This window comes from Chryseobacterium sp. CY350, assembly GCF_027945075.1.
Lineage (GTDB): Bacteria > Bacteroidota > Bacteroidia > Flavobacteriales > Weeksellaceae > Chryseobacterium.
Map to the genome: position 1 here is coordinate 362,301 of NZ_CP116034.1, position 15,078 is coordinate 377,378.

16 protein-coding genes and 1 pseudogene are annotated in these 15,078 nt (G+C 31.3%); 15 read left to right on the forward strand and 2 right to left on the reverse strand.

What is annotated here, in order from left to right:
• Window positions 1-903: 903 nt before the first annotated feature.
• The 11 genes and pseudogenes from PGH12_RS01570 (at window position 904) to PGH12_RS01615 (ending at window position 10,078) form a co-directional block, all read left to right on the forward strand.
• A complete protein-coding gene (locus PGH12_RS01570) occupies window positions 904-1,905 on the forward strand; it encodes an alpha/beta hydrolase family protein (RefSeq protein ID WP_267597719.1) in 1,002 nt (333 codons plus the stop codon).
• A gap of 262 nt (window positions 1,906-2,167) precedes the next feature.
• Window positions 2,168-2,746, forward strand: coding sequence for a hypothetical protein (locus PGH12_RS01575; RefSeq protein WP_267597718.1), 579 nt, complete (start codon window positions 2,168-2,170; stop codon window positions 2,744-2,746).
• A gap of 147 nt (window positions 2,747-2,893) precedes the next feature.
• On the forward strand, window positions 2,894-3,460 hold the full coding sequence (locus tag PGH12_RS01580) for a Crp/Fnr family transcriptional regulator (protein ID WP_267597717.1): 567 nt from the start codon (window positions 2,894-2,896) through the stop codon (window positions 3,458-3,460).
• 107 nt (window positions 3,461-3,567) lie between these two features.
• On the forward strand, window positions 3,568-4,905 hold the full coding sequence (locus PGH12_RS01585; protein ID WP_267597716.1) for an aminomethyl transferase family protein: 1,338 nt from the start codon (window positions 3,568-3,570) through the stop codon (window positions 4,903-4,905).
• 111 nt (window positions 4,906-5,016) lie between these two features.
• Window positions 5,017-5,880: an SDR family oxidoreductase gene (locus tag PGH12_RS01590; protein WP_267597715.1), complete on the forward strand. Its 864-nt coding sequence runs from the start codon at window positions 5,017-5,019 to the stop codon at window positions 5,878-5,880.
• 6 nt (window positions 5,881-5,886) lie between these two features.
• Window positions 5,887-6,216, forward strand: a complete 330-nt coding sequence (locus tag PGH12_RS01595) for a DMT family transporter (protein WP_267597714.1) — start codon at window positions 5,887-5,889, stop codon at window positions 6,214-6,216.
• Window positions 6,217-7,604: 1,388 nt separating this feature from the next.
• Window positions 7,605-8,285 carry a DUF2461 domain-containing protein gene (locus PGH12_RS01600; RefSeq protein WP_267598287.1) on the forward strand — a complete coding sequence of 227 codons (681 nt, stop codon included), beginning with the start codon at window positions 7,605-7,607 and terminating at the stop codon, window positions 8,283-8,285.
• 17 nt (window positions 8,286-8,302) lie between these two features.
• Window positions 8,303-8,761, forward strand: coding sequence for a DUF1905 domain-containing protein (locus PGH12_RS01605; protein WP_267597713.1), 459 nt, complete (start codon window positions 8,303-8,305; stop codon window positions 8,759-8,761).
• A pseudogene (locus PGH12_RS19060) lies at window positions 8,757-8,843 on the forward strand (hypothetical protein); the annotation flags it as partial. The gene PGH12_RS01605 and the pseudogene PGH12_RS19060, both read left to right, overlap by 5 nt.
• Window positions 8,844-8,849: 6 nt before the next feature.
• The gene (locus tag PGH12_RS01610) at window positions 8,850-9,104 is read left to right on the forward strand and encodes a DUF4113 domain-containing protein (RefSeq protein ID WP_267597712.1); all 255 of its coding nucleotides are present in this window, start codon (window positions 8,850-8,852) and stop codon (window positions 9,102-9,104) included.
• 209 nt (window positions 9,105-9,313) lie between these two features.
• Window positions 9,314-10,078 (forward strand): HNH endonuclease, encoded by a 765-nt coding sequence (locus PGH12_RS01615; RefSeq protein WP_267597711.1) that lies wholly within the window; start codon window positions 9,314-9,316, stop codon window positions 10,076-10,078.
• Window positions 10,079-10,109: 31 nt separating this feature from the next.
• Here PGH12_RS01615 and PGH12_RS01620 read toward each other — a convergent pair whose 3' ends face one another.
• The gene (locus PGH12_RS01620; protein WP_271286788.1) at window positions 10,110-11,621 is read right to left on the reverse strand and encodes a helix-turn-helix domain-containing protein; all 1,512 of its coding nucleotides are present in this window, start codon (window positions 11,619-11,621) and stop codon (window positions 10,110-10,112) included.
• 428 nt (window positions 11,622-12,049) lie between these two features.
• Here PGH12_RS01620 and PGH12_RS01625 point away from each other — a divergent pair, with 428 nt between their 5' ends.
• From PGH12_RS01625 to PGH12_RS01635, 3 genes are all read left to right on the forward strand, one after another.
• Complete coding sequence (locus PGH12_RS01625) at window positions 12,050-12,274, forward strand: hypothetical protein (protein ID WP_267597709.1); 225 nt, start codon at window positions 12,050-12,052, stop codon at window positions 12,272-12,274.
• A 242-nt stretch (window positions 12,275-12,516) separates the two neighbouring features.
• Window positions 12,517-12,747 carry a hypothetical protein gene (locus PGH12_RS01630; RefSeq protein WP_267599910.1) on the forward strand — a complete coding sequence of 77 codons (231 nt, stop codon included), beginning with the start codon at window positions 12,517-12,519 and terminating at the stop codon, window positions 12,745-12,747.
• 15 nt (window positions 12,748-12,762) lie between these two features.
• Entirely contained in the window at window positions 12,763-12,921 is a 159-nt protein-coding gene (locus tag PGH12_RS01635; RefSeq protein ID WP_267599911.1) for a hypothetical protein, read from the forward strand.
• Window positions 12,922-13,259: 338 nt separating this feature from the next.
• Here PGH12_RS01635 and PGH12_RS01640 read toward each other — a convergent pair whose 3' ends face one another.
• Window positions 13,260-13,388 carry a hypothetical protein gene (locus PGH12_RS01640; RefSeq protein ID WP_267599912.1) on the reverse strand — a complete coding sequence of 43 codons (129 nt, stop codon included), beginning with the start codon at window positions 13,386-13,388 and terminating at the stop codon, window positions 13,260-13,262.
• A 1,290-nt stretch (window positions 13,389-14,678) separates the two neighbouring features.
• Here PGH12_RS01640 and PGH12_RS01645 point away from each other — a divergent pair.
• Window positions 14,679-15,074 (forward strand): hypothetical protein, encoded by a 396-nt coding sequence (locus PGH12_RS01645; protein ID WP_267599913.1) that lies wholly within the window; start codon window positions 14,679-14,681, stop codon window positions 15,072-15,074.
• Window positions 15,075-15,078: the final 4 nt, after the last annotated feature.

The window sequence follows — 15,078 nt, forward strand, 5'->3', positions numbered from 1 at the left end:
AATAAATCTAAAAAATTTTGGATTATTGATTGAATTTATTCTAAAATCCCTGCCGTCCGCAAACCCCAAAATATTAGACAAAATATAAATAAGTCTCAAAAAACGATTGACTTTTTAAATGATATAGACTTAACAAATGATTTGGACAAACTTTTGAAGAATTCGACTAGAATTAATGTTAGCATAATTAATATCTGAAAAATTACTCAAATGCAGAAAACGATTTAGAAATAAATTCGTTCAATGATAGACTAAATTATTTGAAGAAAAATCCGGATACAAATATTATTGGATTGGTTAAAGGTTTACGTGCTTATGAAAAAAAGAAAGATGAAAAATACGGAGAATGCTGGTTTCCGATGATACTGAAAACAAACGCTCAATTAAATAACTGGATTGATTAAACTATAAAATAACTCTGCCAAACAAAAGCAGTGTGGGAATAGCGGGTTTAGTGCTAATTCAACAGAATTTTTTTGATTGAACTATTGTGCAATACTGAACATTTGTGCGTCGATTTCCGGGAATTCATCAAGCTGCAAACCGTTAACACTCGAGGAAATGCAAAAATTAACACATTCACTTCAAAAGGAAATTTCGAACCAACATCAGAACAAACAAAAAGTGCTTGCGAAGATTTTAATAAAGCAATTTGAAGTGTCGACAAAACAATCGGAACCGAAGACATGAATTATTTATAATGTGAGAAGAAAGGGAAAAATAACGAGTGCTAAGATACGTTTGGCAAGATTGTTAATTTTGTGGTAAATTAACGGTTATTCTTCGTAAGAAATTTTATCTTTAACAGAAAATAATTCGTTCCGTAGTTCGCAGCTGACAACAAGTGGTGGAACGTTTCCATAGATAAAACTTAATCTCAAAAAACGCTATTTAATAAACGTAATGAAATATATCTTTTTTATTGTATTCCTCTTTTTTGGTAGAAAAGTATTTGGTCAAGCAGAATATTTCAGTCATTATACCATACATGATCATAAACTAAAAACAATTCAGATTCATCTTGCTACTTCTGATAGTACTGCTAAAAAGCCCCTGCTGGTCTATTTAGATGGATCAGGAAATTTTCCTATTTATTATAAAAAGAAGTCTGGAAATTATTCAACTTCTATTCCTTTAGATATAAAGAAATATGCAAAGGACTTCCATATCGTGCTTATCAGTAAACCAGGAATACCTTTTAAAGATTCCCTGCAGACTTCACCGTCGGGAAGACGTTTTTATCCTGAAAATGATGCCTATACAAATTTATACAGTTTAGATTGGAGAGCCGGTGCAGCAGCAAAAGCAATAGATATGATCAGTAAAAAAGTTCCTGTCGACAAATGTAAAATTGTCGTGATGGGTTATTCTGAAGGCTCCCAGGTAGCACCGCGCGTGGCGGTTATTAATAAGAAAGTTACCCATGTGGTCTCGATTGTTGGAAATGCAATGCCACAGCTGTATGATTTTCTAACCAATGTAAGATTGCAGATCGAAAGAAATAAGATATCTGCCAATGAAGGACAAAAAGTTATTGATTCTCTTTATACAGAGTTTGATAAGATATTTGCTGATCCGCTATCGGTTAAAAAGAAATGGTATGGAGAGACGTATTTAAAATGGAGTAGTTTTAATAAAAAATCGCCGCTTGAAAATATGCTTGAATTAAATATTCCCATACTTTATATTGCTGCCGGAAAAGATAATAATCAGCCTATATTCGGAATGGATTATGCGAAACTGGAATTTATACGTATACAAAAAAATAATCTTACCTACAAAGTATATCCGGACAGCAATCATTATTTTCAAGATCAGCCTGTTGATCGGGACAATCCAAAAAATGACCGGATTGATGAAGTTCACCAGTTTGCAATGGATTGGATAAATGCACACCCTCATTAATTTATTATTCACTTAAATAATAAGGCTATTGTTTAAAATCTGTTGAGAAGAAATTAAATTAAAATCTCAAAAAACCATCCGATGCCTATCAATAAAATTAGACTATATCAAGGTGATTCAAACGGTTGATTTCGTTAGCAATTTTGTTTTTAAGGTGAAAGTGTTATCTTGATAGAATCAGTCCGTTTGAATTGCAACTTCACTTAAGCTGCGAAAAGTTGGCAGCTATAAAAAAAACTCAAAAAATGATAAAAAAGTAAACATGAATTATTATAACTATTTATTTGCTCTTGAAGCTAAATTTCAATTAATATCTTCATTCGTTGAAGTTGACGAGCGCAATTATCAGACATTTTCTACTGAAATTTCACTCATTTTTTTAGCTTCGTGTTCAGAATTTGAAGTGGTAGCAAAGGAACTTTGTGAGATATTTGAACCGGGATTTAAGAATGGACATCCTAAAGCAAATATATCTGATATAGCAGATGTAATTCTTAGACATTGTCCAACGATTATAGATCATGTTGTCGACATACAATTTTTTGATAAACATTATTTGCCTCTTCAAGGATGGCGAAGGGATAACTCTCCAAATTGGTGGTCTGATTATAACAGTTTAAAGCATAACAGATCCGAAAACTATCATTTGGCGCATTTGGAGAATCTTTTAAAGGCTCTTTCAGCTCTTTCAATAGTAAACCATTATTATATTTGGAAAAAGTTTTGTCCAAATAATCAAATACATAGTGCTTCCTTACACCTTAGCCGTCTACCTACTTATTTTAGGATAAGAGATGTTCAATATGATGGTCTGAGGTATAATGATGACTTTGATATTTAATCTCAATTAAAATTTATTATCAAATGACTGATTTTAAATTTATTCAATGAAATAATCTCAAAAAACGATTAAATTATCTCAATCAATTAGTGTAGATAAAATACATTAACAAACCTTTTTCTATTAAATTTGTATTTATACATAAAAATGAATCCACTCATTAAAAAATTCAAGGAATACGGATTTGTATCACCGGAAATTGAAAAGAAACTTGAAGAACGTATTGTAACCCAAGTCAAAAGAAAAGGTGAATTTTTTGTTAAAAAAGGTCAGGTGACATCAAGTTTATTTTTAATCGAAAATGGCCTGGTCCGTTCATATTATGAAAAGGATGATGTTGAAATTAACACATGGTTCGGTTTTGAAAACATTATTTTGGGTGCCACTTTACCTCTCTTTTACAAAGCACCTTCAACTGAAAATATTCAATTTATCGAAACTACCGTCATCCATTACATTTTCATAAACGAATTGGAGGAAATCTACAGGATAAATAACGATTTCAACACCATTGGCAGGAAAATGGCTGAAGAATATTGCGTTATTTTGGAGGAAAGAATAAATTCTCTTCAAACACAAACAGCGGAAGAACGTTACCATACTTTGCTGAAGAATGAACCTTCAGCTATACAGAGAATTTCACTTGGTTATATAGCTTCATATTTGGGAATTAAACAGGAGACTCTAAGCCGCATCAGAAAAAAACAAACGTAATTTGACTTTTGTCAAATCCCTCAATTCATTTTTACACTTTATTTGCACTGTTTATATTAGATCACTTTCAAAGTTTTCTTTTATCAAACACAGCAAATTTTTAAAGTATGAATGAAAAATTTATCCACAGCCCGTATTTACCAGTTGATGAAAATGTAGCAGATTATAACAACGCATTTGGACATTTATCGCCTTATCGTTTTTCTGATTTTAAGACAGAATCGCTTTCATGGAAGAAGTCGTGCTATCTTCACGCAGGTCTAAATCCGGCCTTTCCATATCTACTAAGAGGTAAAGATGTTTTAAGATTGTTGTCCGATACCTGCGTGAATGATTTTAGATCCTTTCGCAAAGGAAACACCAGACATGCAGTTATGTGTAATGAAAATGGCAATATCATGTCTGACGGAATAATTCTAAGTCTGGGAAATGACGAGTATATCAGTTATTTTTTAAGTCCCTACATTAATTATTTTGTAGATAGCGGCAAGTATGATGTTCAGGGATTTGACCTGACAGGAAAAGTTTTTCTGTTTCAGTTAGGTGGGATGTCGTCCCTGAATATATTGGAAAAGGCTACTAAAAGCAGTTTGCGTCATCTGGATTTTTTCAAACATATGCAGGCCACGATTTACTCGAATGATTATTCGCATAAAAAATATGATGTCAGAATTTTGAGAATGGGTGTTGCCGGAACATTAGCGTACGAAGTTCACGGAAATATTGAAGATGCAGAAAATGTATATAATGCTCTTTTAAGCGCGGGTGAAGAATTCGGTATTGAAAGATTAGGGATGGAGGTTTATGGAATGAATCATACAGAAAATGGGTTTGTACAATCCTATATTCATTTTACCTGTGCATTTTACGAAGATAAAAAATTTATGGAATATCTGGGTGATAGCTACAATCCTGTTCTTAACAATGTGGCAGGAAGTGCAGGTGAAAATATTCCCCAGCGGTACTTAAATCCGGTAGAAGCGGGTTGGAGCAATCGAATTCATCTTGATCATGATTTCATTGGACGTGAAGCCATAGAAGAAATCTTACAAAATCCAAAACGACAAGTAGTAACATTAGTTTGGAATGAAGAAGATATAGAAGATGTATATGCTTCTCAGTTTAGAGAAGGTGATGAATATCAGTATATGGACTTTCCTGCCAACCCGATTTGGACAGCGAATAATACCGCCGTGCATACCGATATCGTTCAGAAAAATGGAAAACAGATTGGACTGTCCAGTGGGAGAATCTATACCGTGTACTACAAAGCAATGATTTCTTTAGGAATATTAAATATATCTGATGCTGTGACAGGAAATGAAGTAGAAATTATTTGGGGGGAGCCGGATTCAAAACAGAAAATCATAAGAGCGACCGTTGCAAGATTTCCCTTTCTTGATCTTCCTAAAAACCGTGAAATCGACGTTAAAAATATTTTGTAATACAATAAATTCGACACATTCGTATCAGAAAATATTTCTATTTTGACTTTTGTCAAAAACACCAGCTTTAATTTTATCTTTCTTTGCATGGTAATTTTAATTTAATAAATAATGATATTAATAACAGGCGCTACAGGAAATTTAGGAAATAATGTTATCCACAACCTACTAAAAAAAGTTCCCGCTAGCGGTGTAGCAGCATTGGTACGCAATACCGCGAAAGCAAAATCTTTGGAAGAAAAAGGAATCAAGATTTGTATTGGTGATTATAACGATAAATCTTCCCTCGTAAAGGCTATGCAGGGTATTACAAAATTATTTTTGGTAAGTATAGAAAGTGAAAATTCATTTTCAGACCACAAAAACGTTATTGATGTTGCCAAAGAATCTGGCGTTAAACACATCTATTATACAGGTGGTGCATTAAATAAACAGGTAACTCGATCTATGCTGGGATCTTTAACGGATTCTTATATTACTACAGAAAATTATATCATCAACAGCGGTTTAACTTATACTATTTTTCAAAACGGGTTATATGCCGAAACTATTCCATTTTTTATTGGTTATGATGCGGTAAACACCGGAATCACATTTCCGGCAGGGGACGCAAAAGCAACATTTGCAAAGAGCAGCGAAATGGCAGAGGCCATTGCCAACGTTTTAGCCAGCAACGAACATGACAATAGAATTTATCTTTTAACAGGATCACCCACATATTCGTTTCAGGATATAGCAGAAATTCTCTCAGAATTGTCAGGAAAATCAGTTTCTTACAACAGTCCACTGCCAGAGGATTACGAAGCAAAATTGAAAGAATATGGAGTTACTGAAAATGACATTTACTTTTCATCACTTTTAGCTGCCATCATTAGAAACCACGAGTATGATGTTAGAGAATCAGACTTAGAAGAACTTTTAGACCGCAGACCTACCGACTTGAAAATTTATTTGGAGGAGACATTTTTAGCATAAAAAATTATGAAATACGTATTTCTTTCCTTAGCAATCATTCTTGAAGTGATAGGTTCAAGTTTTATGAAAGCCTCCAATGGGTTTACAAAAGCAGGACCCTCGGTCATTACAGTGTTAGCCTATCTTATTTGCTTTTTCTTCCTTTCACAGGCTTTGAAATCAATCCCATTAGGAATTGCATATGCCATTTGGGGAGGTTTAGGTATTGTGCTTACGGCGATTGTCTCTGTTGTCGTATTCAGGCAGACATTAGATATCCCTGCAATAATTGGAATTACATTAATTGTTGCCGGAGTTGTAGTTATGAATTTTTTCTCCAAATCAGCCGCTCATTAAAAAATACCAGCTTTTTAATAATAAAATTTAAAAATCTTCTTTTGCAAATGTTGGTTTTCCAACAAAAAATTCTGCCAAAGGATACAGTTTTTCTGTCACCATACAAACTTTGTCATATTGATTTTAAGTTGTAATTATGATGAATTTTAATTGTGTTTTTTTGACCCTTTTTATTCCAGTAAAATTGAAGATTTATTATGAGCTTGTTCTTAAAAGGAAGCGGTCTAATGGCGATCAACGCTATTAGACTTTCTTCCTGATACTGTATTGCTAAAGCCTGAAAGAAATTTTATAAATCTAATTGGGAAGTGTATTTAAAAACTTTAAGATTTCTTCTCCTAGTTCTTTGACGTGAGTTTCTAAAGCAAAATGACCGGTATCATATAACTTCACGATAGCTTGCCTTGTTAAGATTGAGGGAAAGTTACCTGGTGGAAGAAACGACTTCTGCCACAAAATATAAATGTTAAATATGTTAGGTTCTGTATTTTATAATCTTATTATTCATTTAAAAAATCTCAAAAAACGATATATTAGCTCAGAAATAGCATAAACTTATAATATGGTTTCACGAAGAATAGAAAAAATTTTATTAGGTGCGTTTACAATGACGGTAATTATATTTCTAATGGAAATTAACTTCTATGATGATACTAACTACACGACAAGTAAATTAAACGAAATATTGTTTTGGTCATTTATAAAAGGTCTAGTAATCTCTGGAAGTGTTAATATAGCAAACCATTATTTTTCAAAATTAAAAGATAAATAATACTGCATTTGCAATCTCAAAAAACGATTCGATGAGAAATAAAAAGCTACTCTATACAACATCTATTCTATTCTTAATAGTGTTTCTTTTGTGTTTTATTTTAATACAGATAGAAGTGAGAAATTTATATTTTGATATTATTTACTCAGCGGTTATCTTATCAACTATGGTTACTAGTGTAGCTTTATTTTTTATACTGATACTAAAGCTAAAAGATGAATCTAAAAAAATGTACAAATGCAAGAAAAGCAAATACTTTTAGATTATTTATCTCAAAATGGATTTTCAAATGAAAGTGCAACACTTTATGTAAATAGTTTATAGAATTCGGAAGAACCTACAGGGCTTAAAATTTCAGCAATTCTAAATATTATAAAGTTTACTCTAAAGCTAAATACACCAGAACTCAAAACTTTAGAGTTAACAGAGCCAGTAAAAATTCACTGAATAAATCCTTTATCGAATCTACTTGATGATTTTATTGATGGAAAATTAAATGAGGATGAAGTTAATCAACTCATAACGCAATTTGATAATATTAAAAAACAGTATACTACCAAATAATCTCAAAATACGATCAATTTACTTTCTTAAGTAAATCAACATTATTTCCTAAATTTACTTAAATTTTTACTATGCTAAAAAATCAAGTTTTGATTTTCTAAATGGTTTGTTCATCAACAATAATAAAAAATGGGTTGATGAGCATCGCATGGAATACGATCAAACGCTGGAGGATTATACATCTTTCAATCAAAATCTTATCAGCGCCATCTCAAAATTTGATCAGTCCATTGCTAGGTCTGAATTTCAGGCGAAAGACTGTATTCCGGGACTAAACCGGGATTTAAGATTTACAAAAGATAAATCGCCTTATAAAACATACCTATATTCCATTATTACCGAAAGCGGTCGAAAAAGTGGTAAGTCGGGTTACTTTATGGTGATGAGTCCCGGTGAATGTTACATCGGAGCTGGTGCTTTTCAGCCGGAGCCTGACCGCTTGAAGAAAATCCGTGAAAAAATTGATCATAATTTCAATGAATGGAAGAAGATTGCTGAAGATACAAAATTGCTCAAAGCTTTTCCTGAAGGTATTGTTGCGCAGGAAAGTCTACAGAAAATCCCCAAAGGTTTTGACGCAGATAGTCCAGCAGAGGAGTTTTTGAAAATGAAAGGATTCTTTGTAAGAAATTTTCATCCTGATACTTTTTTTCGTGGAAAGGATAATTTTTCAGACATGGTTGAAAGTTTTAAGGCTTGTCAGCATCTTAATCAATTCGTCAACGACATTTAATTATAATAAGTAAAACTATGAAAGAGATAATTAAAAATAAAAAGCTTAAACTCCAATATATTCCCGGCAATGGTGCGTGGACCTATCATCTTGTAATTCCTGACACCAAAGATATTGATGGAAGTTGGGGAGCGCTAAAAGTATCCGGATTGATCGATGATTATGAACTGAAAGTAATGAATCTGGCGCCCAGAACAGACGCAGATAAAATGATCTCTATTAATGGAGACATAAGAAAAGAAATTGGGAAAAGCGGTGGCGATACCGTCAACGTTACCCTATTCCTTCATACCAATGAGAAAATTGATAACAAGGCTGATGTTCTAAAATGTTTTGAAGATGCAGATGTTTTGAAATCATTTAAAGCATTAAGTAAAGAGGAACAGGATGAAATAATTGATGACATCATTTTACAAAAGACCGAAGCGAAACAAATTGAAAAAATAAATCACTACGTAAACCAATTATTCAATTGAAAGACCTTCTAACAGTACGGTCAAGCTTACAAAAGAAGCACTTAAAGGATTAAAGCAAATTTATAAACCGGGATATCGATATAAAAAAGTGGGTATAAATCTTTTGCATTTAGTCCCTGATGATGAAATACAAACTAGTTTGTTTGAGACGAAAAGTAAAAGTGAAAGCAAAGAAATTACAGATGTAATTGATACTTTAAATAATAAATTTGGGAAGAATAAAGTTAAAGTTGCAACAGTAGGAAATAGAGAAAAAGAATGGGCTTTGATTAAGGAGCATCGAAGCCCAAGATATACAACGAATTGGGACGAGTTATTAATTATAGGAAAAAAGTCTGTTTAAAAAAACTTTCGCCTACATTTAGATAGTTAAAATTTGCTTGTTTAAACAAAATCTTAGGTTCTCATTTATAACATTTCCCTTGATCTATAATTTCTTTTTATGATAAATTGATGAAATTTGACTTCATCAAAAATTTTATAATTAATCTCAAAAAACGATTTATAATTGTTTTTATCTTTAAAGTATGAAATTTTGAATTATAACTCTATATGAAAACATGCATTTGGTGTAGCCGAAATGATAGTGATATAAATTTTAATACTTTAGCGCATACTTTTCCACAATCACTTGGAGGAAAAAATATCTGCTTAAATGTATGCGACGATTGCAACTTTGCATTTGGAAAAAAACAAAGCTTTCAACCATCTGTGGATTTAGCTATCAAGGAGATATTTAATCTATCAAGATTTTTAATTTCAGATAATAAAAATATTTCTTCTTATAAAAGGTTTAGCTCAGAATATTTTAAAGTAAATCTGCAACAAAGAAAGGTTAGTATCAAAATGAAGTATAGATTTCAAAGCAAATTTCAAGAAAATTTTGCTAGAAGTTTCAAGCGAGGGATATATAAAATATTCTTAGAAGAACGAGAAAGAATATGCGGAGATTCTCATTCTGAAGAATTTAATTTTATCAGAGAGTTTTCTCGTTATAACCTAAACGACATTCCTCTATATTACTTAAAGCCTCGACATCCTTTGATACTCATTGATCAGGAGCAGTTTGATAATCCTAAACTTCACTTCTTGAAACCTCATTTAGAACTTCATAAAAACTATCGATTGTATGAGTTTTATTATGGAGGATATACCTACTTGCTTCATACTAATGCATTTATGCAGGAGTTACACATCAATAATTACAATGCTGAAGTGGTTTTAAAAAATAAAAATAGTATGAATTTATCAACATTGGTACAAATTCATAAAATGGAAGATTTAGATTTTAGATATAATCTATTCAATCAGAGATAAATTAGTAAAAAAGATAAATCTCAAAAAACGATCAACTTTCAAAATATTCTTTAGGTGATTTACCATATTCTTCCTTGAATGCTGTCGCAAAAAATTCCGGACTTCCAAATCCTAAATTTGATGAAATGTCCTTGATTTTTTGGTTTTTGAACTGAGAATCTGTTTTCAATTTTTCATCAAGATATTTAAATCTTAAATCTGTAAGGTAAGCATTGAATGTTTTTCCTGTTTTTATCTTAATTATTTTACTTAGATATTTATCATTTGTATTTAATTTCTGGGCAAGAGAGGTCAGCTTTAAATCTTGTTCAAGAAATCCAAAAGATGATTCAAAACTGTTCATTGCTTTTAAAATTTGTTCAACAGTCAGTTTGTTGATGGGTCTGTAAATATCGTAATCAATTTCCTCTTGAGCAAAAACTTCTGTGGTTTTAGGTCGTTGAGTTTCTTCGTCTATTTTTTCTTCACTAAAATTTTGAGTATTGGAAATATTATTTTGTTCACGGGTTTTGTTAGATTTTACTTTCTTAAAAACATAATAAATTATAGCGAGAGAACTTAAGCAAATAATCACGTAACTCATGATTTCACTCAGAGTATTACTTTCTTCATCTTCTTCTATCTTATATTTTTCGTCAAATTCTTTTAGTTTAGTTTGGATATATTTATGGATTTCTCTTTCATATTTATCAAATTCAAGAAGATCGTTCATTGAAGCTAATTGCTGTTCAGTAGTTCCATGCTTTTTGTAATATTCTGTAAAAAAATCAAATGCGGGGCGAAAGGAAGGAGATGTCTTACGGTTTTTAAAATAGTTGTCTCTTATCTGTTTAAATATTGGGAATGCTTTTTCTGTTTCACCAGATTTCCAATAACATTGCGCCAAAAGAAAACTAACATTTTCAGGAACCCGATAATTTATTTTATGCATTATATCTAAAGCATTGTTAATTTTAATTATCGCAGATGAATATTTTCCCATTGAAAAGTCATTATAAGCGTCACTAAAATATATATGAAATTTATAAAAATTGAAATCTCTGTTTTTACTGTAGAAACTGTAGGCTTCTTTTATAAGTAAATCATTCTCTTTATGTTCTTTTAATTTTGCATTTGTGAGAATCATAGCAGTTAAAAAAGTACTGTACCACAATTTGCTATCGTTATTGATTTGATGTTTTTTAAAATATAAATATTGATTTTTTAAAAGTTTTTTGGCCTCTTCATCCTCACCAATTATTAGTCTAAGTTTTCCGATTGTAAAAAGGGATTTTCTTGATAATTCATCAGAATTTTGATTTCTAAAATAATCGTAAGATGTTATTGAAAATTCTATCGCTCTCTTATAGTCGTATATCATTATACTTCCATTTGCGATTGTGAAATATGAACTTCCTATTGCGACTTGATCATGCAGCTTAATAGCTAAAGTTAAAATACTATCTCCATACTTTAATCCTGAGCTGTCCGTAGCTGTGCCAGAGGCAAAATCATAGGCATCAAGTAGTTCTTTAGAATTTCCTTCTTTTTTGGCTAAAGTCACATAATTTTTTGAGAGCAAAAAAGCCTCTTCCCTGTCTTTAGTACTGAGGATCTTAGTTTTAATTTTTTCAAATTTTGAAAACTCCTTGACTTCCGTCTTTTCTTGTCCATTTACACAGTAAGAAAAAAGAATAAAAAGTAATAGAAATTTATAAAGTCGTCGAAATTTGGTCATGAAATAGTCGATTAATCTGCCAAATAACGGAAATATTTCACAAAAACACAAATGCATGTCAAGCAATTGTTAATCAGAGTATTAATTTTTAAGTTTTTCTATTCAGAAAGATTGTTTTCCCATTGAGAAAGATAATTTTTCTACCCAAAAATATAATTTATCCTTTTAGATAGCATGAAAATTTAGAGGATTTGGAATAAGACTTTTTACCAATATATATTTGCCACAGAAACAAATAAAATTTAAAATAAATTATGAAACAAAAAACGACATGGGTAACAAATCCCACAAAAACACAATTAATAGCTGTTTTAGCTTGGTACACAACAAGCTTTGTTTTAATAGTAGCTGTTATGACAGAACTTTTTGAAAAAACACCGGCCTTCAGAGAAAACTATATGCTTCTGGTTGTCCTCATCTTTGCAACGATTGCAGTTGCAAAAATTTTAACAAACTATTTCAAAAAGCTAAATAATTAATTAAGATGAATAACAAAAGTAACTGGCTTGAAAACCCAACAAAAACACAATTTCTAATAAGCATGATGCTCTACATCACGAGCTTCGCAATATTGTTAGCAGCGTTAACAAACTTCTTTCAAGAATCTATTGATTTTTAGAGAAACTACATGCTACTATTTTTAAATATACCAGTATTTATATTGATGATAAAAACTATCAAAAACTTTCACAGAAACACTAATAAAACAAGAGAATAAGAAATGACTCCTAACACTAAAAACAAATTTATCAATGCAATTCCGCTCATCATTATTGCATTCGTTATCTCTAGATTTTTCAGCTCCTCAGTTTTCGATACAATGATCTCTGATGGGAATGAAGAAATTAAAGACTTTGTAAAGAAATCCTTTAATTGGGGAATCTGCTTCGGTGCTCTTATCATAATTTTTATAAAATATCTTTCAAAGGTTCTAAAGACTAAAAATAAATAATTTAAAAAATAAACTATGAAACCAATCGCTATTTTATTTGCTGTTCAGGCTTCTGCAGTATCATTCGTAAAATATTATCAGGATTTTTGGGATCTTCCCTCTGTTCTGAGTCTTGGAAGTCTTTTGGCTTTCTCGGGATATTTAATTGCTCATCTTGTGAGCTTTAGGAAATAATACTATTGAATTATTAACCAACTTAAAATTTAATCTAAACCATGGAAATATTTGCTTTCATTTACATAATAATTATTTTAGCAGCAATCATAATGGGATTAGTTACAGTAAAAAACAATCCTAAGTTAACAAAAAGAGAACGGGTGAACTATTCATTACTTATTGTTATGTTTCCAATTTTGGGTAGTTTTATCTACTATTTTTTGAAAACAAAAAAGTAGTATGGTGTATTCAAAATAAATCTTATGATTAATCAAAAAAAAGGGATAAGCTTTTTTGGTTCTCCCTTTTTTATTTTAAAAACTCTTCAAAATCCTATCCAGTTCCTCTTCCAAAATCTATTGCGAAGTTGAGAAACAGATGCTAACATGACCTTCAGCTCCTTTTCCAAACCATCTTTCGGAGCCTGGAACAATGGCTACTTTGCCTTGTTTTAAAACATGCTGGGCAAAGTCATCGCTCAACATTCCGTTTTCTATTTTTGGGAATGATTATGAGATTCAAATTTGAAAAATAATCACAACATCACTTTTTTTCCGTAATTTTAAGTCTCACAAAACGATTAGTTTTTAAGGTGTTATTATTAAAGCACACCTGATAATTTTCTTTTACATCCCTGATGTAGTCACACCCTGTTGAATATAAGTTGAACCATACACGAAAATATTTGAATTTTCGTCTGAGTCAACACATAAGAATCATAATCATTTCCCGGAAGAAAAGTTTTCCAGACGATATTTCCAGCTATATTTTTTTTGTATAACAAAGAATGCGGTTGTCCTGGAGCGATGACGGGGTCACTCCAAACCATGCATTAGCAGTCGATATATCAGTAAAAATATTACATGATGATTTCAGGAAATACTGGCCCCCCGCGTTATCTGCATGATCTAAATATTTAGTCTGAAACACATTGTTTCCGGCTGAATCACCACGGAAATCAGACTTTGTAAACTTTAGGTATTGTTAAAGTGACCATAGATAACATTTGTACTAAATGCCATGTTTACGTCCTGCCCACCGATAGTTACATGCTGATTGTAATATGGAGCTGAAAGGTTACTATTGATCTGCACACCTCCCTAAACATGATGGTGGTTTTGCAAATTTAAATTCAAATGCATATCTGACAAATCAGATCCTGCAGGTCCATAATATGTTCCACAGATTCTTTCATAATCAAAAGATTGTGATGCTAGATAATATCATGAAACTTAGCAAGTAAAAAACTGCCTTAATATAAACATAGGACATGCAAACATATATTATGTTAATTTTTTGACGTGAATTTTGGTATAGAATCTCACATGGAAGCTGGATAAATATAAAATTATTTTAAAACTTTAAAATTTTATAGAATATTTAGAATAAACTCGCAACAAAATTCGATTATGAATAATTATCTTACAATAAATTAGAAAAAAATTGCTGGTTTGTAAATTTGTTTTTTTACATTTGCAAAGAATTCAACTGTAAGTGACATTCAAATCACACCAATAAAATCATTAATATGAGAGATGCAATTATTAAAAAATGTATCGGGTACAGGCTATACGAAGCCGAATACAACCATACGAAGTCATATTTTTTCACAGCTTCATGCTCTTGACTGCTTTTTTACTCAAAGAATCCATGTAAACATTTAGATGTTAATTATTGACACTAAATCTAATACTTAAAACACCAAATTTTCCAAAAACCAATTCTGAAAAATTTGCCTATTTATATTTTAAAAACAAATCTAAAAAAGTTATTATATGACAAAAATTATTATCACTGTATTATTAAGCAGTAATTTATTTATTACTTCATGCGCTAGCGAAAACGCAGTAATAAATTCCGTGGAACAAGTTAACCAAAGTACAAATCTAACAGCTAGAACAAAAGAAACAATTAATTTTGAGAATGCACTGAAGGAAATATTAAAACCAGAATATCGTCAACCTTTAATTGGAACGGGCTCAAGAGAAAATCCACAAGAATTAAGTGACGCAAGAAAGCAAATACTTTTGCCGGCGGCAATTGACCTTCTAAAAGCTGCAGAGAAATCAGGACAAAAAGCTTCCGTGGAACCTTATGGAGATCGAGATGCAACGATTAATTTGGCTATGAAAATCTATATACAATCTTCAGGTAAAAAAACAAATTTATAAATAT

Excerpts from the sequence above, each read along its gene's own strand:
- PGH12_RS01615 (WP_267597711.1), top strand. The coding sequence starts at position 9,314 with ATGAAAACATGCATTTGGTGTAGCCGAAATGATAGTGATATAAATTTT.
- PGH12_RS01630 (WP_267599910.1), top strand. The coding sequence starts at position 12,517 with ATGACTCCTAACACTAAAAACAAATTTATCAATGCAATTCCGCTCATC.
- PGH12_RS01645 (WP_267599913.1), top strand. The coding sequence starts at position 14,679 with ATGACAAAAATTATTATCACTGTATTATTAAGCAGTAATTTATTTATT.
- PGH12_RS01635 (WP_267599911.1), top strand. The coding sequence starts at position 12,763 with ATGAAACCAATCGCTATTTTATTTGCTGTTCAGGCTTCTGCAGTATCA.
- PGH12_RS01570 (WP_267597719.1), top strand. The coding sequence starts at position 904 with ATGAAATATATCTTTTTTATTGTATTCCTCTTTTTTGGTAGAAAAGTA.
- PGH12_RS01575 (WP_267597718.1), top strand. The coding sequence starts at position 2,168 with ATGAATTATTATAACTATTTATTTGCTCTTGAAGCTAAATTTCAATTA.
- PGH12_RS01590 (WP_267597715.1), top strand. The coding sequence starts at position 5,017 with ATGATATTAATAACAGGCGCTACAGGAAATTTAGGAAATAATGTTATC.
- PGH12_RS01585 (WP_267597716.1), top strand. The coding sequence starts at position 3,568 with ATGAATGAAAAATTTATCCACAGCCCGTATTTACCAGTTGATGAAAAT.
- PGH12_RS01580 (WP_267597717.1), top strand. The coding sequence starts at position 2,894 with ATGAATCCACTCATTAAAAAATTCAAGGAATACGGATTTGTATCACCG.
- PGH12_RS01640 (WP_267599912.1), bottom strand. The coding sequence starts at position 13,388 with ATGTTGAGCGATGACTTTGCCCAGCATGTTTTAAAACAAGGCAAAGTA.
- PGH12_RS01595 (WP_267597714.1), top strand. The coding sequence starts at position 5,887 with ATGAAATACGTATTTCTTTCCTTAGCAATCATTCTTGAAGTGATAGGT.
- PGH12_RS01605 (WP_267597713.1), top strand. The coding sequence starts at position 8,303 with ATGAAAGAGATAATTAAAAATAAAAAGCTTAAACTCCAATATATTCCC.
- PGH12_RS01625 (WP_267597709.1), top strand. The coding sequence starts at position 12,050 with ATGAAACAAAAAACGACATGGGTAACAAATCCCACAAAAACACAATTA.